Origin of the sequence: Streptomyces sp. SID13666, from assembly GCF_010548325.1 — a bacterium.
Taxonomy (GTDB): Bacteria; Actinomycetota; Actinomycetes; order Streptomycetales; family Streptomycetaceae; genus Actinacidiphila; species Actinacidiphila fildesensis.
On record NZ_JAAGLX010000021.1, the window covers coordinates 29,245 to 51,056 of the forward strand.

At 71.4% G+C, this 21,812-nt stretch carries 22 protein-coding genes and 3 tRNA genes; 13 read left to right on the plus strand and 12 right to left on the minus strand.

Annotation, left to right across the window (positions count from 1 at the left end; genetic code table 11):
- Positions 1–59 precede the first annotated feature (59 nt).
- Complete coding sequence (locus G3I60_RS24775; protein WP_164295201.1) at positions 60–713, plus strand: TetR/AcrR family transcriptional regulator; 654 nt, start codon at positions 60–62, stop codon at positions 711–713.
- On the opposite strand, the gene G3I60_RS24780 is transcribed toward G3I60_RS24775, so the two are convergent.
- Both G3I60_RS24780 and G3I60_RS24785 read right to left on the minus strand, forming a co-directional pair.
- Positions 678–2,411: an AMP-binding protein gene (locus tag G3I60_RS24780; protein WP_164295202.1), complete on the minus strand. Its 1,734-nt coding sequence runs from the start codon at positions 2,409–2,411 to the stop codon at positions 678–680. The genes G3I60_RS24775 and G3I60_RS24780 overlap by 36 nt on opposite strands.
- Positions 2,408–4,105 (minus strand): AMP-binding protein, encoded by a 1,698-nt coding sequence (locus G3I60_RS24785; protein ID WP_164295203.1) that lies wholly within the window; start codon positions 4,103–4,105, stop codon positions 2,408–2,410. The genes G3I60_RS24780 and G3I60_RS24785 overlap by 4 nt, the downstream gene beginning before the upstream one ends.
- 97 nt (positions 4,106–4,202) lie before the next feature.
- On the opposite strand from G3I60_RS24785, the gene G3I60_RS24790 reads away from it, so the two are divergent.
- Together G3I60_RS24790 and G3I60_RS24795 are read left to right on the plus strand one after the other, a co-directional pair.
- Positions 4,203–5,069: a LuxR C-terminal-related transcriptional regulator gene (locus G3I60_RS24790; protein ID WP_343241261.1), complete on the plus strand. Its 867-nt coding sequence runs from the start codon at positions 4,203–4,205 to the stop codon at positions 5,067–5,069.
- A 20-nt stretch (positions 5,070–5,089) separates the two neighbouring features.
- Positions 5,090–5,731 (plus strand): LysE family translocator, encoded by a 642-nt coding sequence (locus G3I60_RS24795; RefSeq protein ID WP_164295204.1) that lies wholly within the window; start codon positions 5,090–5,092, stop codon positions 5,729–5,731.
- Here the strand turns inward: G3I60_RS24795 and pqqE are convergent.
- The 5 genes from pqqE to pqqA are packed head-to-tail and all read right to left on the minus strand — an operon-like array spanning position 5,712 to position 8,925.
- Positions 5,712–6,884, minus strand: a complete 1,173-nt coding sequence (gene pqqE / locus G3I60_RS24800; protein WP_164295205.1) for a pyrroloquinoline quinone biosynthesis protein PqqE — start codon at positions 6,882–6,884, stop codon at positions 5,712–5,714. The two genes, G3I60_RS24795 and pqqE, sit on opposite strands and share 20 nt — an antisense overlap.
- The gene (gene pqqD, locus G3I60_RS24805; protein ID WP_138357441.1) at positions 6,881–7,153 is read right to left on the minus strand and encodes a pyrroloquinoline quinone biosynthesis peptide chaperone PqqD; all 273 of its coding nucleotides are present in this window, start codon (positions 7,151–7,153) and stop codon (positions 6,881–6,883) included. Before pqqD ends, pqqE begins: the two co-directional genes overlap by 4 nt.
- On the minus strand, positions 7,150–7,893 hold the full coding sequence (pqqC, locus tag G3I60_RS24810; protein WP_164295206.1) for a pyrroloquinoline-quinone synthase PqqC: 744 nt from the start codon (positions 7,891–7,893) through the stop codon (positions 7,150–7,152). Before pqqC ends, pqqD begins: the two co-directional genes overlap by 4 nt.
- Positions 7,890–8,783, minus strand: coding sequence for a pyrroloquinoline quinone biosynthesis protein PqqB (gene pqqB, locus G3I60_RS24815; protein ID WP_164295207.1), 894 nt, complete (start codon positions 8,781–8,783; stop codon positions 7,890–7,892). The genes pqqC and pqqB overlap by 4 nt, the downstream gene beginning before the upstream one ends.
- A 10-nt stretch (positions 8,784–8,793) precedes the next feature.
- On the minus strand, positions 8,794–8,925 hold the full coding sequence (gene pqqA / locus G3I60_RS24820; RefSeq protein ID WP_138357438.1) for a pyrroloquinoline quinone precursor peptide PqqA: 132 nt from the start codon (positions 8,923–8,925) through the stop codon (positions 8,794–8,796).
- 244 nt (positions 8,926–9,169) lie between these two features.
- On the opposite strand from pqqA, the gene G3I60_RS24825 reads away from it, so the two are divergent.
- The 3 genes from G3I60_RS24825 to G3I60_RS24835 all read left to right on the plus strand — a co-directional run bounded on the left by G3I60_RS24825 (position 9,170) and on the right by G3I60_RS24835 (position 12,720).
- Complete coding sequence (locus G3I60_RS24825; protein WP_307811587.1) at positions 9,170–10,726, plus strand: carbohydrate-binding protein; 1,557 nt, start codon at positions 9,170–9,172, stop codon at positions 10,724–10,726.
- A 183-nt stretch (positions 10,727–10,909) separates the two neighbouring features.
- Positions 10,910–12,136 (plus strand): MFS transporter, encoded by a 1,227-nt coding sequence (locus G3I60_RS24830; RefSeq protein ID WP_164607740.1) that lies wholly within the window; start codon positions 10,910–10,912, stop codon positions 12,134–12,136.
- Between the two features lie 131 nt (positions 12,137–12,267).
- A complete protein-coding gene (locus G3I60_RS24835; protein ID WP_164295209.1) occupies positions 12,268–12,720 on the plus strand; it encodes a hypothetical protein in 453 nt (150 codons plus the stop codon).
- Positions 12,721–12,790: 70 nt separating this feature from the next.
- Here the strand turns inward: G3I60_RS24835 and G3I60_RS24840 are convergent.
- The 4 genes from G3I60_RS24840 to G3I60_RS45670 all read right to left on the minus strand — a co-directional run bounded on the left by G3I60_RS24840 (position 12,791) and on the right by G3I60_RS45670 (position 13,549).
- A tRNA-Tyr gene (locus G3I60_RS24840) sits at positions 12,791–12,870 on the minus strand.
- A 4-nt stretch (positions 12,871–12,874) separates the two neighbouring features.
- A tRNA-Ser gene (locus G3I60_RS24845) sits at positions 12,875–12,966 on the minus strand.
- Positions 12,967–12,985: 19 nt separating this feature from the next.
- A tRNA-Ser gene (locus tag G3I60_RS24850) sits at positions 12,986–13,070 on the minus strand.
- Between the two features lie 257 nt (positions 13,071–13,327).
- Entirely contained in the window at positions 13,328–13,549 is a 222-nt protein-coding gene (locus tag G3I60_RS45670; protein WP_164295210.1) for a hypothetical protein, read from the minus strand.
- On the opposite strand from G3I60_RS45670, the gene G3I60_RS45675 reads away from it, so the two are divergent.
- Both G3I60_RS45675 and G3I60_RS24865 read left to right on the plus strand, forming a co-directional pair.
- Positions 13,550–13,786: a hypothetical protein gene (locus G3I60_RS45675; protein ID WP_164295211.1), complete on the plus strand. Its 237-nt coding sequence runs from the start codon at positions 13,550–13,552 to the stop codon at positions 13,784–13,786. It begins immediately after the preceding gene.
- Between the two features lie 206 nt (positions 13,787–13,992).
- A complete protein-coding gene (locus G3I60_RS24865) occupies positions 13,993–14,307 on the plus strand; it encodes an SAV_915 family protein (protein ID WP_164295212.1) in 315 nt (104 codons plus the stop codon).
- 37 nt (positions 14,308–14,344) lie between these two features.
- Here G3I60_RS24865 and G3I60_RS24870 read toward each other — a convergent pair whose 3' ends face one another.
- Positions 14,345–15,187 carry a GntR family transcriptional regulator gene (locus G3I60_RS24870; RefSeq protein WP_138358078.1) on the minus strand — a complete coding sequence of 281 codons (843 nt, stop codon included), beginning with the start codon at positions 15,185–15,187 and terminating at the stop codon, positions 14,345–14,347.
- Positions 15,188–15,487: 300 nt separating this feature from the next.
- Between G3I60_RS24870 and G3I60_RS24875 the strand changes: the two genes are divergently transcribed.
- The 5 genes from G3I60_RS24875 to G3I60_RS24895 all read left to right on the plus strand — a co-directional run bounded on the left by G3I60_RS24875 (position 15,488) and on the right by G3I60_RS24895 (position 21,794).
- Positions 15,488–16,762 carry an extracellular solute-binding protein gene (locus G3I60_RS24875; RefSeq protein WP_164295213.1) on the plus strand — a complete coding sequence of 425 codons (1,275 nt, stop codon included), beginning with the start codon at positions 15,488–15,490 and terminating at the stop codon, positions 16,760–16,762.
- Positions 16,763–16,893: 131 nt separating this feature from the next.
- Complete coding sequence (locus tag G3I60_RS24880; protein ID WP_343241267.1) at positions 16,894–17,823, plus strand: sugar ABC transporter permease; 930 nt, start codon at positions 16,894–16,896, stop codon at positions 17,821–17,823.
- Complete coding sequence (locus tag G3I60_RS24885; RefSeq protein ID WP_138358074.1) at positions 17,820–18,650, plus strand: carbohydrate ABC transporter permease; 831 nt, start codon at positions 17,820–17,822, stop codon at positions 18,648–18,650. The genes G3I60_RS24880 and G3I60_RS24885 overlap by 4 nt, the downstream gene beginning before the upstream one ends.
- Positions 18,651–18,718: 68 nt before the next feature.
- Positions 18,719–20,221 (plus strand): beta-N-acetylhexosaminidase, encoded by a 1,503-nt coding sequence (locus G3I60_RS24890; protein ID WP_343241268.1) that lies wholly within the window; start codon positions 18,719–18,721, stop codon positions 20,219–20,221.
- A 169-nt stretch (positions 20,222–20,390) separates the two neighbouring features.
- Positions 20,391–21,794: a cellulose binding domain-containing protein gene (locus tag G3I60_RS24895; protein WP_164295261.1), complete on the plus strand. Its 1,404-nt coding sequence runs from the start codon at positions 20,391–20,393 to the stop codon at positions 21,792–21,794.
- Positions 21,795–21,812 lie beyond the last annotated feature (18 nt).

A 21,812-nucleotide genomic window follows, 5' to 3' on the forward strand; every position in this document is an offset into this window, starting at 1 on the left:
TTTTATCTGCAACCGAGTAACGTTTTTGACTTGATTGCACTTCGGCTACGATGAGCGCCATGGAGAACCGGCCAGGACCAACGGGCGGACTGCGGGAACTGAAGAAGGCCAGGACCCGGCAGGCCATCTCGGACGCCGCCATCGCACTGTTCCTCCGGCACGGCTTCGACCAGGTGCCGGTCGCCGAGATCGCCGCCGCTGCCGAGGTGTCCAAGCCGACGCTCTTCCGGTACTTCCCCACCAAGGAGGATCTGGCGCTGCACCGGTTCGCCGACCACGAGGGCGAGTTCGCCCAGGTGGTGCGCGACCGCCCCGCGGACCAGGCACCGCTCACCGCGCTGCACCGGCACTGCGCGGCGGGCCTCGACGCCCGTGATCCGGTCTCCGGGCTCAACGACACCCCTGAGGTGCTGGCGTATCTCGCGCTGCTCTACTCGGCGCCCGGCCTGGTGGCACGGCTGGCGGAGTACACCGTCCGCGACCAGGAGGCGCTGACCGGAGCACTGCGGGAGGCTTCGTCGGCCGCGCCCGGCGACCTGCTGCCCCGCCTCGCGGCGGCGCAGATCATCTCCGTGCGCCAGGTCGTCGCCCTGGCCAACTGGCGGAAGCTGTCGGACGGGCGCAGTGCCGACGACGTGTATCCCGAGGCGGTCGTGGAGCTCGACCAGGCCTTCGGGCTACTGGGACGGGGCCTCGCCGCCCACTACGGATGACATCTCCCGGATCGCGTCCTCCCGCAGTTCGATCTTGCGGATCTTGCCGCTGACCGTCATCGGGAAGGCGTCCACGAGGCGCAGCCGGCGCGGGATCTTGTAGTGCGCGAGCTGTCCGCGGCAGAAGCCGCCGAGCTCCTCCAGGGTGAGCGGGTCCGCGGGGTCGCGGAGGATGACGCAGGCCAGGATCTCTTCGCCGTACCGCTCGTCCGGCACCCCGACGACCTGCACATCGGCGATCTTGGGGTGGGTGTACAGGAACTCCTCGATCTCCCGCGGATAGACGTTCTCCCCACCGCGGATGATCATGTCCTTGATCCGGCCGACGATGGACAGATAGCCGTCGGGGCGCATCACGGCGAGGTCGCCGCTGTGCATCCAGCGCGCGGCGTCGATCGCCTCGGCGGTCCGCTCCGGCTCCTCCCAGTAGCCCAGCATCACCGAATAGCCGCGGGTGCACAGCTCGCCCGCCGTACCGCGCGGCACCGTCGCACCGGTCGCCGGATCGGCGACCTTCACCTCGAGGTGCGGCATGACGCGGCCGACGGTGGCGGTGCGGCGCTCCAGGTCGTCCTCGCGCCGGGTCTGGGTGGAGACGGGCGAGGTCTCCGTCATGCCGTAGGCGATGGACACCTCCGCCATGTGCATCTCGGCGACCACGCGCTTCATCACCTCGACCGGGCAGGGCGATCCGGCCATGATCCCGGTGCGCAGCGAGGACAGGTCGAAGGTCGCGAAGTCCGGCAGGTCCAGTTCGGCGATGAACATCGTCGGCACGCCGTAGAGCGAGGTGCAGCGCTCCCGTTCGACCGCGTGCAGGGTGGCGACCGGGTCGAAGGCGGGGGCCGGGATGACGATGCAGGCGCCGTGGCTGGTGGCGCCCAGATTGCCCATCACCATGCCGAAGCAGTGGTAGAAGGGCACCGGCAGGCACACCCGGTCGTGCTCGGTGTAGCCGATCATCTCGCCGACGAAGTACCCGTTGTTGAGGATGTTGTGGTGCGAGAGCGTCGCGCCCTTGGGGAAGCCGGTGGTGCCCGAGGTGTACTGGATGTTGACCGGGTCGTCGCAACTGTTCGCCGCCTCGCACGCGGCCAGGTGCCCGGCCGGCAGCCGCGCCCCGCCCGCCACCAGTTCGTCCCAGCCCGGGTCGCCGATGTACACGACCTCGCGCAGCAGCGGACAGCCGCCGCGTACCTGCTCCGTCATCGCCCGGTAGTCGCTGGCCTTGTACGCGGTCGAGGCGATCAGCACCCCGATGCCGGCCTGCTGGAGGACGAACTCCAGCTCGTGCACCCGGTAGGCCGGGTTGATGTTGACCATGACGGCGCCGAGCCGCGCGGTCGCGTACTGGACGAGCACCCACTCCGGGCAGTTCACCGCCCAGATGCCGACGCGGTCGCCGCGGGCCACGCCCTTGGCCGCCAGCCCCAGCGCCACCTCGTCGACGGCCCGGCCGAACTCGGTGTAGGTCCAGCGGCGGCCGGTCGGCACGTCGACCAGCGCCTCGCGGCCGGGAAACGCCGCGACGGCCCGGTCCAGGTTGCGGCCGATGGTGTCGCCGAGCAGCGGGGTGCTGCCGGTGCCGCTCGCGTAGGACGGTTCGGCAGAGGACGGTTCGGCAGAGGACGGTTCGGCCCAGGACGGTTCGGGCGGCTCGTTCGCGGCCGTCGCTTCGGCCGGTCCTGTCCCGGTCATCGGTGGTCCTCCTCGCGGTACTCGGCACTGCCGTCCCGGGCGGTGGCCTCGCGCAGCTCGATACGGCGGATCTTGCCGGAGACGGTCTTGGGCAGCTCCGCGAACTCCAGACGGCGGACGCGCTTGTACGGGGCGAGCGCCGCGCGGGAGTGCGCGAAGATCGCCTTAGCGGTCTCCGCACCCGGCTCCCAGCCGGCGGCGAGCACGATGTACGCCTTCGGTACGGCGAGCCGCAGCGGATCCGGCGCCGGGACGACGGCGGCCTCGGCGACCGCCTCGTGCTCCAGCAGCACGCTCTCCAGCTCGAACGGGGAGATCTTGTAGTCGGAGGCCTTGAAAACGTCATCGGAGCGGCCGACGTACGTGATGTAGCCGTCGGCGTCCCGCGAACCGATGTCGCCCGTGCGGTAGTAGCCGCCCGCCATCGCCTCCGCGGTGCGCTCCGGGTCACCCGCGTAGCCGGTCATCAGCCCCACCGGGCGGTGCGCGAGGTCCAGGCAGATCTCGCCCTCGTCGCCCGGCTTGCCGGTGACCGGGTCGACGAGCACCACCACGTAGCCGGGGCACGGTCGGCCCATCGAGCCGGTCTTCAGCGGCTGGCCGGGGCTGTTGGCCACCTGCACCGCCGTCTCGGTCTGGCCGAAGCCGTCCCGGATGGTGACGCCCCAGGACCGGCGGACGTGCTCGATGACCTCGGGGTTCAGCGGCTCGCCCGCCGCGACCACCTCGCGCGGCGGGGTGCGCAGCGCGCTCAGGTCCGCCTGGATCAGCATCCGCCACACGGTCGGCGGGGCGCAGAAGCTGGTGACCCCGCAGCGGTCCATCTCCGCCATCAGCCGGGCCGCGTCGAAGCGCGTGTAGTTGTGGATGAACACCGTCGCCTCGGCGTTCCACGGCGCGAAGAGATTGCTCCAGGCGTGCTTGGCCCAGCCCGGCGAGGAGATGTTGAGGTGCACGTCCCCTGGCCGCAGGCCGATCCAGTACATGGTGGCCAGATGCCCGACGGGGTACGAGAGGTGGGTCTGCTCGACGAGCTTGGGCCGGGCGGTGGTGCCGGAGGTGAAGTAGAGCATCAGCGAGTCGGCGGACCGGGTGGGGCCGTCCGGCGCGAACGAGGCGGGGCTCGCGTACGCCTCCTCGTACGGGTGCCAGTCCAGGGCCTCGCCGCCGACGACGATGCGGGTGTACTCCCCCGGCACCCCGTCGAACTTGGCGGTGTCCTCGGCCCGCACCACGACATGCCTGGCGCCGCCGCGCTCGATCCGGTCCGCCAGGTCGGCCGGTCCGAGCAGTGGGGTGGCGGGGATGACGACGGCGCGCAGCTTCATGGCGGCGAGCGCGGTCTCCCACAGCTCGACCTGGTTGCCGAGCATCACGACGATCCGGTCACCGGCCCGCACGCCCAGGTCCCTGAGGTGGTTGGCGACACGGTTCGACCGGTCGGCCAGCTCCGCGAAGGAGAAGACGCCTTCGGAGCCGTCCTCCTCCACGATCCACAGCGCGGTGCGGTCGTTGTCCTCGGCGATCCGGTCGAACCAGTCCAGCGCCCAGTTGAAGTACTCGGGCTCCGGCCAGCGGAAGCCCGCGTAGGCCGTCGCGTACTCCTCGCGGTGCCGCAACAGGAAGTCGCGGGCCGCCCGGAACTCCCCGGTCGGCCCCTCGGTCGCTCCGGTCGTCCCACCGGTCACCGCCATGTGTCCTCCTCAGTGCCTGACCGCTGAGTAGCATCGTCCATCCAGTGACCCGGGTCTCACCACCCCCGGACGGGGGTGTCGGGCTGAAGGAGTGACCGTGACCGAATTCGGCGAAGCCGTCGACGTACGGGCGGCCCTGCTGCGCATGCGGCGGTCCGGCGGACTGCCGGTCGCCTTCGGGGGGCTGCTGTCGGGCGGCCGGCAGCTGCGGATCTCGGAGCTCTCGGGCACGGAGACGTCCGCCCTGCGCACCCTGGCGATCACCCCGGGCAACGGTCTGGGCGGCAAGACCATCGCCATGGCCCGGCCGTTCGCCGTCACCGATTACCACGCGTCGCGGGTGATCAGCCATGAGTACGACCAGGCCGTCGCGGCCGAGGGTCTGCGGTCGGTCCTGGCGGTGCCGGTGGTCGTCCGCAGCAGGGTCCGCGGGGTGCTGTACGGTGCGCTGCGCCAGCCCATGACGCTCGGCGACCGCCCGCTGACGGCCGCCGTGGACGCGGCGCGGGAGCTGGAGCAGTCCCTCGCGGTCCGCGACGAGGCCCACCGGCTGCTGGCCGTCTTCCACCAGCCGGTCTCCGTCGACCCCCGGGCCTGGGAGGAGGTCCGCGAGGCGCACGGCGAGCTGCGCGCCCTCGCCCCGCGGATCACCGACCCCCGGCTGCGGCAGGCGCTGCTGACCGCCTGCGGGCGGATCGCCGCCGCGTCGGGGGCGGCGGGGCGGGACGACGCGGGCCTCGATCCACTGCCGCGACCGGCGGTGCCGGTCCCGCCGCTGGCACCGCGTGAGATCGATGTGCTCGCCGCGGTGTCCTCGGGCGCGACGAACGCGGCCACCGCGCGGCGGCTGGGACTGCGGCCGGAGACCGTCAAGAGCTATCTGCGCTCCGCGATGCGAAAACTGGGTGCTCACACCCGGCTGGAGGCGGTAGTGTCCGCGCGCCGGGCAGGGCTGCTGCCCTGACAGCCACGGAGGTGATGGTGATGGTCCCGACCGACCGCCTGCTGGCCTTCGCCGCGATGTCCCTGCTGCTGGTTCTGATACCAGGCCCCAGCGTGCTGTTCGTCCTCGGCCGGGCCCTCGCGCACGGCCGCCGCACGGCCCTGGAGAGCGTGCTCGGCAACACGGTGGGCTCCTACGTCCTGGTCGTGGCGGTGTCGCTCGGGCTCGGCTCGCTCGTGGCGGGCTCCGCGGCGGTGTTCCTGGCACTGAAGCTGGGCGGCGCCGGGTATCTGGTGTTCCTCGGGGTGAAGGCGCTGCGGCACCGCGGTGACCTGACGATGGAGCAGAACGTCCCCGGCACCGCCCCCCACGGCGGGCTGCGGACCCTGTGGGAGGGGTTCGTGGTCGGTGTGACGAACCCCAAGACGATGGTGTTCTTCGCCGCCGTGCTCCCGCAGTTCGTGGACCGGTCCGCGGGCCGGATCCATCTGCAGCTGCTGATCCTGGGCATGGTGTTCAGCCTGACCGCGCTGGTCTTCGACAGTCTCTGGGCGCTCACCGCCTCCGCCGCCCGCACCTGGTTCGCGCGCTCCCCGCGCCGGCTGGCGGCGATCGGCGGCACCGGCGGGCTGGCGATGATCGGCCTCGGCGTCACGGTCGCGGTCACCGGCCGGACCGACTGACCCCCACGCGATCGGGCTGTCCCGTCGCCGCCCGGCCGGGATACCGGTAGACGTACGGGAGCGGTCCGTCGGCTCCGCCCTCCCGGGCGAACGCGCGGACCAGGCCGTGGTCCGGGGAGAGACCACAGGCCGGATCCGTGCGGGCGGCGTCGCCCGTCAGGGCGAAGGCCTGGCACCGGCACCCGCCGAAGTCCTCGTCCCGGCGGGAGCAGGACCGGCAGGTGTCGCTCATCCACGCGGTGCCCCGGTAGCGGTTGAAGGCCGGGGACCGGTCCCAGATCCACTCCAGGGTGTGGTCACGGATGTTCGGCGCGTCCAGGCCGGGCAGCGTGGCGGCGGCCGGGCACGGCAGGACGGTGCCGTCGGGAGAGACGGTCAGTGAGACCGCGCCCCAACCGCCCATACAGGGTTTGGCGACGCCGTCGAAGTAGTCGGGCACCACCCACACCAGGTCGGGGTGGCCGCCGAGCCGGGTACGCCACCGGTCGACCGCGTCCCGCGCGACGGCCAGCTGCTCGTGGGCGGGCAGCAGCGCGGCACGGTTGAGCAGGCCCCACCCGTAGAACTGGGCGTTGGCGAGTTCGATCCGGTCGACACCCCAGGCCAGGCCCAGTTCGACGATGGCGTCCAGGGCGTCCAGGTTGTCGCGGTGCAGAACGACGTTCAGGCCGAGCGGCAGTCCGGCGGCGCGTACCAGCGCGGCCGCCCGTTCCTTCGCGGCGAAGGAGCGTCTGCCGGCGATCCGGTCCGAGGCCGCGGGGTCCGCGTGCTGCACGGACAGCTGGACGCTGCGCAGCCCGGCCGCGGTCAGCGCGCCGAGTCGGGCCTGGTCGAGGCCGGTGCCGCTGGTGACCAACTGCGTGTAGATCCCGGCGGATTCGGCGGCGGTGACGATCTCCTCCAGATCGGGCCGCAGCAGCGGCTCGCCGCCGGACAGGTGGGTGTGCACGACACCGAAGTCACCGGCCTGGCGCATCAGGTCCTGCCAGTCCCCGGTCGCCAGCTCCCGCGAACGGGCCTTCAGCTCCAGGGGGTTGGAGCAGTACGGGCAGTGCAGCGGACAAGCGTGGGTGAGTTCGGCGAGCAGCGCCCACGGGCGCGGCACCTCGGGTTCGGACGTCCCGGATCCGGCGGGGACGGCAGGGGTGGTCATCGCAGCCAGCCCTCCGCCCGCAGCCGGTCGAGGAATACGGGTACGTCCGTGGCCACGGGTGCGCCGGGGAAGCATGCGGAGAGTTCACCGACGATCTGCGGAACGCTGTGGCCGCCGTCGCAGAGCCGGACGATGGCGCCCGCCCGGCCGCTCAGCACGACGACCCGCTCGGGCAGCACCAGCAGGTCCGTCGAGCGGACCCGGTCGCGGCGCAGCAGGATGGCGGGGGCCAGGGCGGGACGCCAGTCGTCGCTCGTGGCGGTCGTCATGCGTGGTCCACGGCGTCGAGCAGTGCCCACAGCACATCGCACTTGAAGCCGAGCGCGGCCACCGCGCGCTCCTGGTCGTCCCGGGTGCGGGCCCAGCGCATCACCAGATCGAGCGCCTCCCCGCTGTCCCGGCGGCCCTGTGTGACGCGGGTGCGGAAGTAGTGCAGCCCGTCCGGTTCGATCCAGCGGTAGTGCCGTTCGAAGGCGTCGATGCGGGTGCGCATCAGGTCGGGGGCGGACAGTTCGGTGAGCGAGGCCGCGACGGCTTCGAGCGCTGGGCGCAGCCGGCAGAAGTTGACGTACCCGTCGACCGCGAGGCGTACCCCGGGCAGCACCGTGGCGCCGGAGAGCAGTTCCTCACGGTCGAGTCCCGCGGCCTCGCCGAGGCGGAGCCAGCGTTCGATGCCGCCCTCGCCGTCCCGCGCGCCGTCGTGGTCCTGGATACGGCGCAGCCACATCCGCCGCAGTGCGGGGGTGTCGAACTTCGCCGTGATCAGGGCGTCCTTGACGGGGATGTGCCGCTGGTAGTGGAAGCGGTTGGCGATCCAGCGGCGCAACTCGTCCTGGCTGAGCTTTCCTTCGTGCATCCGCAGGTTGAAGGGGTGGCGGTCGTGGTACCGCTCCTCCCCCACCGCGCGCAGCCGTGCCTCGAATGCGGCCGGGCTCCAGGGCCCGGCGTCGATGGCGGAGTCCGTGGGCGTTGCGGGCGGCCCCGCTGCTGTCGTGGGCGCTGACGTCATAGCTCGATCACCATCCCGTCGGAGGCCACCTCGATGCCCAGCCCGGCCAGCAGCTTGTGCTGCGGCGCGGCCGGATCCACGAGGGGGTTGGTGTTGTTGAGGTGGGTGTACAGGCGGCGTCCCGGCAGGCCGGCGAGGCGTTCCGAGGTGCCGTGCGGGCCGTCGATCGGCAGATGTCCCATGCCGGTGGCGGTGCGCTCCGAGATACCGGTGCGGCGGGGCTCCTCGTCGTCCCAGAAGGTGCCGTCGACGATGACGCAGTCGGCTGCGGCGGCGGCCCGCTGGAGAGCGTCGGGCCAGTCGGCGAGGGCGGGGGCGTAGACGGCGGAGGCGCCGGTGGCGCGGTCGCGCAGCCGGAGCGCGACGACCCAGGTGGCGTCGGGAGCGCTGTCGGCGGCGTAGCGCGGCCGCTTCCCGGACACCGGGATGGCATCGATGTCCACGTCCGAGCCGGCGGCCAGCGGCTCCGCGCCGGTCCCCAACTCCCGCCATTCCAGAGCGGTGTACGGCGTGAGCACCTCGCCCAGGCGCAGCTTCGTCAGGAGGGCCCGTCGTACGGGCGCGGTCGACACCACCTGCAGTCCGCCGGCCTCACGGAGCCGGGCGAGGCCGAGGGTGTGGTCGAGTTCGGCGTCGGTGAGGACGAGTCCGGCGACCGGCGACTGCCGCGCGCCGGGTCCGGGGCGCAGCTCCGGGCAGTCCTCGATCTGATCGCCGATGTCGGGGGTCGCGTTGACGATGTACCAGCGGCCGGTGGCCGCGCGGACCGCGAGCGACGCGTGGCGGCGGCGCCACCCCGGGTGGCGGCGTGCCCCGGAGCACCCGGGGCACGCGCAGTTCCACTGGGGGACGCCGCCGCCCGCCGCGGTACCGAGTACCCGCAGCAGCACGGCGGCGGACTCAGCGAGTGGCGAGCGAGTAGGCGGTCACTTCGAGCGCGGTCTCGACGACCGTGTACTCGGGCGTACTCCAGACCGCCGGGCTCTCCGGTCGCTCCCCCTGAGCCGGGGTCTGTTCCGTCGTGTCGGCCATGGCTGTGCACCGTCCTTCCTGTCGTGATGTCCTCGCGTGGATAGATCCGATCAGTTGGTGCGTGTGTGACAGCAGTACTGCTACAGCAGGCAGCAGCGCCATCAATCGGAGCGTATTCATCCGATCTGCTATCTGTAAAGGTTCTTGACGATTACTCGGCAGGCTCCTACCTTTCCGGTGCCGACCCGAGGAGGATGCCGTGAGACCGCACCGCCTGCTCTGCTCCGTACTGGCCACCGCGACCATCGCCGCCGCCGGAACGTTCACCGCCCTCGCCCCCGCCGCCCCCGCGCTCGCCCTGGAGAACGGCCTGGCCCGCACGCCACCGATGGGCTTCAACAACTGGAACACCACTCAGTGCAGCGCCACCTTCAACGAGGCGATGGTCAAGGGCGTCGCCGACAGCTTCGTGTCGCTCGGCCTCAAGGACGTGGGCTACCAGTACGTCAACATCGACGACTGCTGGGCCGAGAAGACCCGTGACGCGAGCGGCAACCTCGTGCCGGAGCACACCCGCTTCCCGCACGGCATCAAGTCCGTCGCCGACTACGTGCATGCCAAGGGCCTCAAGTTCGGGCTCTACACCAGCGCGGGCACCAAGACCTGCAACGGCACCGGCGGCTTCCCCGGCGGGCTCGGCCACGAGCAGCAGGACGCCGACCTGTTCGCGTCCTGGGGCGTGGACTACCTCAAGTACGACAACTGCAACAACCAGGGCGTCGACGCGCAGCAGCGCTACAAGGCGATGCGCGACGCGCTCAAGAAGTCCGGCCGCCCGATCGTCTACAGCATCTGCGAGTGGGGCCGCACCGACCCCAAGGTGTGGACCTGGGGCGCCGACGTCGGCAACCTCTGGCGCACCACCGGCGACATCAGCGACAACTGGTCGAGCATGATCAGCAGAGTGCACACCAATGACGATCTCGCCGCGTACGCGGGGCCGGGCCACTGGAACGACCCCGACATGCTCGAGGTCGGCAACGGCGGTATGACCGCCACCGAGTACCGCACCCACTTCAGCCTGTGGGCCATGATGTCGGCGCCGCTGCTGATCGGCAGCGATGTCCGCTCGGCGTCGGCCGCCACCCAGGCCATCCTGAAGAACACCGACGTCATCGCCCTGGACCAGGACCCGTTGGGCAAGCAGGCCACCATCGTCTCGGCCACCGGCGGCCTGGCCGTCTACAGCAAGCAGCTCGCCAACGGCGACCGGGCGGTGGCGCTGCTCAACGAGACCGGTGCCACGGCAACGGTCTCCACCACCGCCTCGGCGATCGGCCTCGGCGGCTCGCCCTCGTACACGCTCAAGGACCTCTGGTCCAAGGCCACCCGCTCCACGACCGGCGCGATCAGCGCGTCCGTGCCGTCGCACGCCACCGTCGTCTACCGGGTCTCCCGTGCCGGAACGCAGCCGGACGGCTGGTACCAGGCCGAGGACGCCGCCGTCGCGCAGGGCGCGGTGGAGTCCAACCACACCGGCTACACCGGCACCGGTTTCGTCAACTACGACAACGTGACCGGAAGTTACGTCCAGTGGTCGGTGACCGCCGCGCAGGCGGGGCCCGCCACACTCACGCTCCGCTACGCGAACGGGACGACGACCGGCCGGCCGATGGACATCGCCGTCAACAGCACGGCGGTCTCCACCGGGCATCCGTTCGGCGGGACCGGCGACTGGAACACCTGGCAGAGCGCGTCCCTGACGGTCACCCTCAAGGCCGGCGCGAACACCGTCCGCGCGACCGCGACCACCGCGAACGGCGGACCCAACGTGGACCGGCTGGAACTCACCCAGCCATAACGGTCACGGGACGGTCCGCAGGACCGGACCATGGCGCCCGCCACCGCCTTCCCGCGCGGTGGGCGCCATGGTCCCGGCGCCCGCCGTGCGCTACACTCGCGCGCATGTTCCTCACCTCTCGTGCCTAGGCCGCAGCCCGCCCTTCGCGCCGGCCTGCCCGCCTCTGCCTGAGGAACAAAACCCATGTCTTCGCCACGCCCGGCGGCGTCCTACGCCGCCGTCCTGCGGGTCCCCCATGCCCGCCGCACCTTCGCCGCCGCCCTGTTGGGCCGGCTCTCCTACGGGATCGTCTCCCTCTCCCTGCTGCTCTCGCTCGCCGCGGCGACCGGCTCGTACGCCGTCGCCGGCATGATCACCACGGTCTTCGCCGCGACCAGCGTCGTCCTCGGCCCGGCCCGTGCCGGACTCATCGACCGCTGGGGGGCACGGCGCGCCCTGCCCGCCCTCGCCACCCCGTACGCGGTGGCGCTGACCGCGCTCTGCCTGGCCACCTGGCGGCCGGGTGCCCCGCTCTGGCTGCTCACCTTCCTGTCGGCGGCCGCGGGCACCCTCACCCCGCCGCTCGGCCCGACCATGCGGGCGCTGTGGAGCGCCCTCGTTCCGGACAAGCGCCTGCTGCAGCGGGCGTTCAGCCTGGACACGGTGGCGGAGGAGGGCCTGTTCATGACCGGCCCGCTGATCGCCGTCGCCGTCCGCCCCGCGCTCGGCCTCGCCCTGTCCGCCGGCCTGGTCCTCATCGGCACTCTCGCCCTGGCGGCGTCCCCGGCCGCGAAGCTGCTCACCGCGCGCGAGCCCTCCGTCCCGGCCGCGCGGCTGCGGTCGGCGGGGGTCCGCAAGGCGGCGTACGCGGCGGCCGGGCTCGGCTGCTGCCTGGGCGCCCTGGAGTTGTACGTCGTCGCCTTCACCGACCACCACGACCGCGCCTCCGCCGCCGGCTGGATCCTCGCCGCGCACGCGGCGGGCAGCGCGATCGGCGGGCTCCTCTACGGCCGGATCGCCTGGCGGCGCCCGGCGGCCGGCCGGCTGCCGTATCTGCTCGCCGCCCTCGCCCTGCTCTTCGCCCTCACCGGCGCCGCCCCGACCGTCGTCCTCTTCGCCCTCGGCATCGCCGCCGCCGGCACCATCGTCTCCCCCACCATGGCGACCGCGTACCTCGCGGCCGACGAACTCGCCCCGCCGGGGACCGCCACCCGCGCCACCGCCTGGGTCAACACGGGTGTCAACGCGGGCTCCTCGCTGGGCTCCGGCACCGCCGGTCTCCTCGTCGACCGGCTGCCGCTACCGCTGTGCTTCCTGCTGGCGGCCGCGCCTCCGCTGCTGCTCGCGCTCGGCGCGTATCCCCGGTCCGGGCGGGACGCTCGGGGCCGGAGCGAGGCGCCGCTCGCGAAGGCTTCCGAAGGCCGGGCGTAGCGGGTCCCGGGCCGATACCTCGCGTGTCCGCCCATACCTCGCCCGCCGCGTACTTCAATCGTCAACTTCCCTATGCCACAGGCATGTTGGCGCTTACTGTGGCCCGCAGTACCAGACGTCAAGGAGCTGCGGTGGGCAAGCGCCAATTAGGACAATATCCCCAGTCCCGGTACACACATCTGCTCTCGTCCGAACGTAACAGCAACTACACACAGCACCGGCCGGCGACCTTCGAGATTCCCGTCGAACGGCCCTCGAAGGGCTGCCAGTCGCGCACCCTCGCCTGTGAGACCTGCCGTACGTCGCTCACGTACACGGTCTTCAGCATCCCAGCGACCAGGGCCCGGCGCTGGGCGTGGCTGCTCACCACGCTGGCGGGCATCGCCTCGATGCTCGTCTCGGTCCTGGCCATCCACCACCTCGGCGGCGAGCACCCCGGCGAGGGCGTCAGCGGACTCCTCACCCTCGGCTCGATCGGCGGCTTCATCGTCGCCGCCATCGGTCTCAGCTTCTGGTGGTACGAGGACGGTGTCCGCGGCCCCGGCCGGCTGATGGGCATCGGCGGCCACACCATCAAACGCTGACGGCGCGCCCCGGCCTCGCAACCGTGGCGCGCCGCAGTGGCGTGCGTCGTTCCGCATGCGTCGTTCCGGGTGGGCGAAGGAGGATTCGAACCTCCACAGCCGAAGCGGGGGCTTTACAGGCCCTTGGGATCACCGATTCCCAGTTCGCCCGGGACGGAGGAGGTGGGGGTCGAACCCACACGGATGCTTGCGCACCCCAACGGTTTTCGAGACCGCGGCCGGCGCCGCCTTTCGGCTGGCTCCTCCATGAACTGCAGGACGTACGCGGAGAGTGCGCGGATCGAACGCGCGCGGGCTCGCACCCGACTACGGCTTAGCAAGCCGCTGCCTTACCACTCGGCCAACTCTCCCAGCTGCAAGGACTCAGCAGACGGGCGGCCACGAAAAAGCCGCCCTGGCGGGAATTCCCGCGGGCGGCCCGGCGACATCCGTCACCGATGGCTACGTGGCCCCGGGGCTCCCCTGCTGGGAAGGGGTACTGGAAGAGCGCTGATACGCCTGCGACAGACCGGCCTGGACGTTCATCGTGCGCTCCCCTCGTGCCTCGTTGGTGATGCCACCACTGTGCCGGGCGCCGACCGCCAGGGCAACGGATTATCCGCCGGGCTCAGCCGAGCCCCAGGACGCCGGCGATCGCCGGCGCGTAGGCGGCCTCGATCTCGTCCGGGGTGAGGGCGGCGACGGCGGGCAGGCGCAGGAGGTAGCGGGTGAGGGCGAGGCCGAGGAGCTGGGCGGAGACCAGGCCCGCCCGGCGGGCGGTATCGGGGCCCACGGGGGCCAACGCCGGGGCGAGGGCGGGGGCCACCACCCGGGCGAAGATGTCGCGCATGTGGGCGGCGGCCCGCTCGGCCGGGACGTCGCGGGGGACCGGCTGGACGACTACGAGGCGCGGCGCCGCCCGGTCGCCGAGCGGGTCGTGGCGTTCACCGACCGGACGACCCGGGTCGCCACCACCCGGAGCCGCGTGCTCCGCACGGCGCGCAACCTGGCCCTGCCGGCCGTCAGCCGCATCCCGGCCTTCCGTACCCGGCCGGCCACCGAACTGGCCGAGCTGAACTACCGCTGACCGGTGGCCGGCCGGCGGATGGCGGCCCTGTGTCAATTCCCCCCGGTTCAGGGTCAACCGGGCATCGACGACCGGTTCGCGAGGTGAGTGCGCACCGTGGGGGCGATACCGTCGGGAACGTCGGGGCGGCATCCGCACCGATGCCCCCGCCCCGCCCGGCCGCCCCGGCGCCGGAACCACCCGTCCGCTCCCCCCGGAGGACCGCAATGCAGCGCAGCCGCGCAGAAGAGCCCGGGAACGATCTCCCGGCGGGCCCGCTGTACGTACCCGTACGGCGCGGACCCGCCGGTTTCGCGCTGCGGCTGTGCCGTACGCCGCTCGGTTCGAGGACGGCCGTCGCCTTCACCAGCGAGCAGCGGCTGCGGTCGGTCATGGGCGCCGGGCAGGCGTGGATCCGGCTCTCCGAGCCCGCGGTCCGGGCGCTGTCGGCGCCGCTGGGCGCCACCACGGTGACCGTCGACCCCCTGCTCACCGCCCGCCGGGTGCGGGACCCGGAGGCCGTCGCCGTCGCCCTGTGCTGACGACGGCCGCGTCCACCACCCCCGCAACGACCCGCGCTCACACCGCGGGCTGAACGTCGCCCACCATCGAGGAGGGGACGTCGCCGCGGCCCGCCAGATCGCCCGGCGGGATGCCGGGGTGGTGCCGGACGGCCGCGTCCGGCCCCGGAGCCCCGGCCTCGCCGAGAGCGAGCCGGGAGACGATCCGATAGCGGTCACCGCGGTAGAGCGAGTGGACGTACTCGACCGGGCGGCCGGTCTCGTCCTTGGTGAGACGTTCGAAGAGCAGGGCCGGGGAAAGCAGCGGCACGCCCAGCAGCCGGGCCTCGACCTCGTTGGTGACGGTCGGCTCGATGGACTGGACCGCCTCGTGGACCCGCACCCGGTGCTTGTCGCGCAGGAACCGGTAGAAGTCCCCGGACTCCATGTCCGCCGGCCGCAGACCCGGCACGAGCAGGGCGGGCACGTGCAGGTACTCGATGGCCATCGGCTCGCCGTCGACGAGCCGGAGCCGGGCGATGTAGGTGATCTCGGCCGCGGGTGAGATGTGCAGCTTGCGGCCCACCCTGGCACCGGCCTGGACGGTGGTCAGCTCCAGGACCTTGCTGGACCAGGTGCCGTCGGCCTTCGGCAGCGAGAACGAGTGCTCGTCCGCCACCAGCTCCTGGGTGATCTTGGCGGGCGCGACGAACATCCCGCGCCCGTGCTCGCGGACGATCAGCCCGGTGTTGACCAGTTCGTCGACGGCGGAGCGCAGCGTCGGGCGGGAGACCGACAGCTGCTCGCACAGGGTCCGCTCGGAGGGGATCGGGTCGCCGGGCACATGGGATTCGACGAGCTCCAACAGGTAGTCGCGCACCCGTTCGCGCTTGAGCGCCGACCGTGGCGACTCGCTTCCCATACCTGACTCCTTCGTGCCGTCCGGGGTCCGCCCCGGCGCGTCCGGGCAGCGTTCTGTCTGCGTCCTGTCCAGTACCTCCCCTGAAGGCTATCCAGATCCTGACCAGTACGCCAGGCCGGCCCGCGTCACGTAGGCGGACCAGTTGCGGCCGGTACCGGTGATCCGGGGGAATCCGGGGGTCAGGCCTTTGCCTGCACGACCTCTTGACGGCACCACTGGTCTATGCCACCTTCTCCAACCAGCACCAGACCAGTTGTGAAGTGGTAAGTTCCGCCGCTCCTATTCGAGGTGACAGACCCCGTGAGAACCAGACTCCTTGCAGGCACCGCGGCGCTCGCGATCGCCGTAGCCGGCCTGAGCGCCTGTAGTTCCTCCTCCGACTCGTCGGACACCGCAGGCGACGGCAAGAGCCCCGCCGAGCTCACCGTGTGGATCATGAAGGGCAGCGTTTCCGATCCCTTCCTCCAGCGGTTCAAGACGGATTTCGAGACGACCCACTCCGGTACCACCCTGAAGATCCAGATCCAGGAGTGGGACGGTATCGGCGCGAAGATCACCAGTGCTCTGGCCAGCAAGGACGCGCCGGACGTCATCGAGGTCGGCAACACCCAGGTCGCGCAGTACGCCGCCAGCGGCGGAGTCAAGGATCTGACCGAGAAGGTCGCCGACCTCAAGGGCGCGGACTGGATACCGGGCCTGGCCGAGCCCGGCAAGATCGACGGCAAGCAGTTCGGCATCCCCTGGTACGCCGCCAACCGTGTGGTGGTCTACAACAAGGACCTCTTCACCCAGGCCGGCATCACCACCCCGCCCAAGACGCGCGACGAGTGGATCGCCGACACCACCAAGCTCAACACCGGTGGCAACGACGGGATCTATCTGACGGGGCAGACCTGGTACGCGCTGGCCGGCTTCGTCTGGGACGAGGGCGGTGAGTTCGCCGTCAAGGACGGCGACAAGTGGAAGGGCACCCTCGACACGCCCCAGGCGCAGGCCGGGATGGCGTTCTACAAGAAGCTCCAGGCGCTGGGCAAGGGCCCGAAGGACTCCGACGAGGCCAAGCCGCTGCAGGCGGAGGTCTTCGCCAAGGGCAAGAGTGCGCAGATCATCTCCGTCCCCGGTGGCGCGGCCGCGATCATCAAGGCCAACCCGGCGATGAAGGACAAGATCGGCTTCTTCCCGATCCCCGGCAAGACGGCCGACAAGCCCGGCGCGGTCTTCACCGGCGGCTCCGACCTCATCATCCCGGAGGCGTCGCAGCACCAGGACGCGGCCTACGAGGTCGTCAAGGCGCTGGCCGGCGAGAAGTGGCAGACGGACATGGCCAAGGAGATGAGCTACGTCCCCAACAGGACGTCGCTGGCCGGTGTGCTGGCGGGCAACGAGGGCGGCGCGGTGATGGCGGTCGGCGCGGCCAACGGCCACGGCACCCCCAACTCCCCCAACTGGGCGGCCGTCGAGGCGAACAACCCCATCAAGCAGTACATGACGCAGTACCTCACCGGAGCGGACCCGGCCACGGCCGCCCGTACCGCGTCCGAGGCCATCACCAAAGCGCTGAACACCGCTTCCTGAACGGGGAGCGGTCCGCGCGGGCCCGCGTGGCCGCCCCCGCCTGACGAGTCGGACCCCAACAGGACAACAGGAGAAGTGTCGTGCCCGCTGCACCCCCCGCCGCCCGTCGGCGCCCCCCTCAACAGGCCTCCGTGGATCCGCCCCCGGCCCTCCGCCGCCGCCGGCGGCCCGTGCTCGGCGCCGTCTGGCCGTATCTGTTGATCGCTCCCACCGTGGTGGGCACGGCCTTCCTCCTGCTCTACCCGCTGATCCGCAACACCGTGATGTCCTTCCAGCACTTCCGGCTGGGCGAACTGATCCGCGGCGGCGCCACCTTCGTCGGATTCGACAACTACTCGGAGGTGCTCAACGACCCCGAGTTCTGGACGGTGGTCCGCCGCACCCTGTGGTGGACCGCGCTCAATGTCGTCCTCATCATGCTGATCGGCACCCTGGTCGCCCTGATGCTGGCGCGGCTCGGCAAGCGGATGCGGCTGGCCGTGATGAGCGCCCTCGTGCTGACCTGGGCGACGCCGGTGATCGCCGCCACCACCATCTTCCAGTGGCTCTTCCAGTCCCGCTTCGGAGTGGTCAACTGGGTCCTGGTGGAGCTCGGGTTCGACTCCTACCGCGACTACTCCTGGTTCGCCGACGGGAACTCGACCTTCTTCATCCTGGTCACCCTGGTCGTCTGGCAGTCGGTGCCGTTCGCCGCGCTGACCCTCTACGGCGGGCTCACCACGATCTCCGCCGAGCTGTACGAGTCGGCCCGGCTGGACGGCGCCGGCGGCTTCCAGGTCTTCCGCCACGTCACCTTCCCCATGCTGCGGCAGCTGTTCGCCCTGATCACCTCGCTCGAAGTGATCTGGTGCTTCAAGTGCTTCGCCCAGATCTGGGTGATCAGCGAAGGCGGCCCGAACGGGGCGACCACCACCCTGCCCGTCTACGCCTTCCAGATCGCGCAGTCGCTCCACAAGTACGACGTCGGCTCGGCGGTCTCCACGCTCACCGTGCTGATCCTGCTCGTGGCGCTCGTCCTCAATCTGCGCCGGATGTTCCAGCAGGAAGGAGCGGCCCTGTGACCCGGTCGCTGCGCAAGGTCCCGCTCAACCTCGCCGCGCTGTCCGTCGTGGCCGTGTCGGTCTTCCCCGTCTACTGGATGGTGCTGACCGCCTTCAAGCCGACCGTGGACATCCAGGCCGACACCCCGTCGTTCTGGCCCCGGCACCTCACCCTCGACCACTTCTCCACCGCCGTGCACGCCGACGGCTTCGGCACCTTCTGGCGCAACAGCCTCACCGTCACCCTCGGCGCGGTGCTGCTCTCGCTGGCCGTCGCGCTGCTGGCCGCCTTCGCGGTCGGCCGGATGCGCTGGCGCGGCAGGCGGGCATTCATCCTGATGGTGTTCACCGCGCAGATGGCGCCCTGGGAGGCGCTGCTGATCCCGATGTACGTCATCGCCCGGGACACCGACATGCTCGACAAGCTGTCGATGCTCACCCTGGTCTACTTCATGACCACGCTGCCGTTCACCATCGTGACGCTGCGCGGGTTCCTCGCCGCGATACCGGTGGAGCTGGAGGAGGCGGCCCAGGTGGACGGCTGCACCCGGCCGCAGGCGTTCCGCCGGGTGACGTTCCCGCTGCTCGCCCCCGGGCTGCTGTCCACCTCGCTGTTCGGGTTCATCACGGCCTGGAACGAGTTCGCGTTCGCCAACACGCTGATCATCAAGAACCAGGACGCCAGGACGCTGCCGGTGTGGCTCTCCTCGTTCAGCAACGTCTTCGGCACCGACTGGGGCGCCACGATGGCCGCCTCCTCGCTCTTCATGCTCCCCGTCCTCGTGGTCTTCCTCGCCCTGCAGAACCGGGTCACCTCCGGGATGACCGCCGGTGCGGTCAAGGGGTGACGCGTCATGCGGGAGACGCCGTGCGAGAGCTGCCCCGATGTCCGTCCGGGCCTGGAGGCCGAGCTGTGATCATTCCCCACCCCAGTCATCTGGTCCGTATCCCGGGCCACTTCACCTTCACCACCGACACCACCGTCCGGGTCACGGAGGGCGCGGAGGGCGCCGCCCGGCTGCTGCGCACCCTGCTGGGCCCCGCCACCGGGCTCCCGCTCCGCTCCTCCCCCGACGGCAACGTCATCCTCGCCCTGGACCCGCAGCTCGGCGGGCTGGGCGCGGAGGGCTACGGGCTGACCGTCGGCCCGGACGCGATCCTGCTGCGGGCGGCGCAGCCGGCCGGGCTGCTGAACGGCGTTCAGACGATCCGCCAACTGCTGCCGCCCGAGGCGCTGTCGGCGGTGCCGGTCACCGGGGTGCCGTGGCGGCTGCCGTGCGTCCAGGCCACCGATGTGCCGCGGTACCCCTGGCGCGGGGCGATGCTCGACGTCGCCCGGCACTTCCAGCCGGTGTCGTTCCTGCGGCGTTTCGTGGACCTGCTCGCCTTCCACAAGCTCAACGTCCTGCATCTGCACCTCACCGACGACCAGGGCTGGCGGATGCCGGTACCCGGGTATCCGCTGCTGACCGAGACCGGCGGCCACCGGGCCCGCAGCATGACCGGCCGGGCCGGCAGCGCCAGCTACGACGACAATCCGCACGGCGGTGTCTACACCGCCGCCCAGCTGCGCGCGCTCGTCGGCTACGCGGCCGAGCGGGGGGTGACCGTCGTCCCCGAGATCGAGATGCCGGGTCACGCCCGGGCGGCGCTCGCCGCCTATCCACACCTGGGGAACGTCCCCGGCCGGCAGCTGGACGTGTGGACCGAGTGGGGGGTGTGCGAGAACGTCCTGGGCGTGCACGACGAGGTGCTGGAGTTCTGCCGCGCGGTGCTCGGCGAGGTCCTGGACGTCTTCCCGTCCCCGTACATCCACATCGGCGGCGACGAGTGCCCCACCGTCGAATGGGAGGACAGCCCACGGGCGCGGCAGCGGGCCGTGGCCGAGCGGCTGGCGGGGCCGAAGGCGCTGCACGGCTGGTTCCTCGGGCGGATCGGCGACTTCCTGCTGCGCGAGGGCCGCAAGCCGGTGTGCTGGGCGGAGGACGGCGGAGTGCTGCCGCCGGAGTTCACCGTCATGCCGTGGCGGGACTCGGGCCACGGGCTGGCCGCCGCCCGGCGGGGCCATGACGTCGTGATGGCGCCGTACCGCTCCACGTATCTCGACTACCCGCAGACCGACCGGCCGGGCGAGCCCTTCGGGCAGGCCGGCGCCGTCGTCGATCTGCGGGCCGTGCACGGCAACGATCCCGCGCCGCAGGACTGGGAGCCGGCGGCCACCGCCCGGGTGCTGGGCACGCAGGGGCAGTTGTGGACGGAGTTCGCCGCCACGCCCGCGCAGGTCGAGTACCTCGCCTTCCCCCGGCTGTCGGCCCTCGCCGACAGCGCGTGGAACCCCCGCAGCGACTGGACCACCGACTTCCTCCCCGCCATGCGCCACCACGAGGCCCGGCTCGCGGCGCTCGGCACCCACCGCTGACACCCGTCCCGGCACCGCCGTGCGCCTCCCCCACAGATGTTCCACCGCGCACCACCCGCAGTCGCACCAGCAGTAGTTCCTTCCAGCACTTCCCCCTGCGACACCCCCACCTGGAAAGGGATTCACCGTGTCCGCAAGATCACGTATACCCGTCCGCGTGCGTACGGCGATGGCCCTGTGCACCTCCGCCGGGCTGGCCTGCGCCGCGCTGACGGCCATGCCCGCCTCGGCCGCCCAGGACTCGCTCAGCGCGCAGTACCGCACCAGCGCGACCGGGGCCACCGCCGACCAGTCGGAACCGTGGCTGAAGGTCACCAACACCGGCAGCACGACCGTGCCGCTCAGCGGTGTGACGGTGCGCTACTACTTCAAGGCCGACACCGCCGACTCCTCGTACCGCTTCGCCTGTTCCTGGGCGGTGCGCGGCTGTGCCAACATCACCGGCACGTTCGGCACCCTGGCGCACCCCACCGCCACCGCCGACCGCTATCTGGAGATCGGCTTCACTTCGGGCGCCGGCTCGCTCACGCCCGGCGCCGACACCAGCGACATGCAGCTGCGGTTCTACCGGTCCACCTGGGCGACGCTCCGGCAGAGCGACGACTACTCGTTCAACGGCGCCCAGACGTCGTACGCCAACTGGTCGAAGGTCACCGTGCAGCGCGGCGGGACGGTTCTGTGGGGCACCGCGCCCGACGGCAACGACCCGACGCAGCCGCCGACCGACCCGCCGACGACGCCCCCCACCACACCGCCGAACCAGAACGGCCCGGCGCTCTTCGACGACTTCGACTACACCAGCAGCAGCGACCCGCTGGTGCAGCAGCACGGCTGGACCGTGAAGTCGGGGCAGGGCGGGCCCGGTGTCCCGGGGGCCACCTGGTCGCCGCAGGACGTCACCTTCGCGCCGGAGAACGGCAACAGCATCATGAACCTCAAGCTCACCACCGACGGAACGGCCGCCGGCACCAAGGAGACCGAGATCCAGACCACCGCGCGCAAGTTCCGCAACGGGACGTACGCGGCCCGCGTGAAGTTCAACGACACCCCCGCCACCGGCCCGGACGGGGACCACGTCAACCAGACGTTCTTCGCCTTCACACCGCTCGCGCACGACATGGACCCCGACTACGGGGAGCTGGACTTCGAGTACCTGCCCAACGGCGGCTGGGGCGAGACCGGCAACATCATGTACACCACGTCCTGGGAGACCTACCAGAACGACCCCTGGAACGCGGTCAACACCCACACCGAGAGCCGGCAGAGCTACGACGGCTGGCACGACCTGATCGTCACCGTCGACAACACGAACATCAAGTACTACATCGACGGGCAGCTGTTCGGGACGCACGGCGAGCCGTATCTGCCGGAGACGCCGATGTTCATCGACTTCAACCACTGGCTCATCGACCTCGCGGGACAGACCGGCAGCACGCCGCGCTCGTACAACCAGAAGGTCGACTACGTGTACTTCGCCAAGGACCAGGTGCTGAGCCCGGCCCAGGTGCAGGCCCAGGTGGCCGCCTACCGGGCGGCCCGTGTCACCCAGGTGGACACCGTCCCGGCGGGCTGAAGCCGCCGGAGCGGCGGC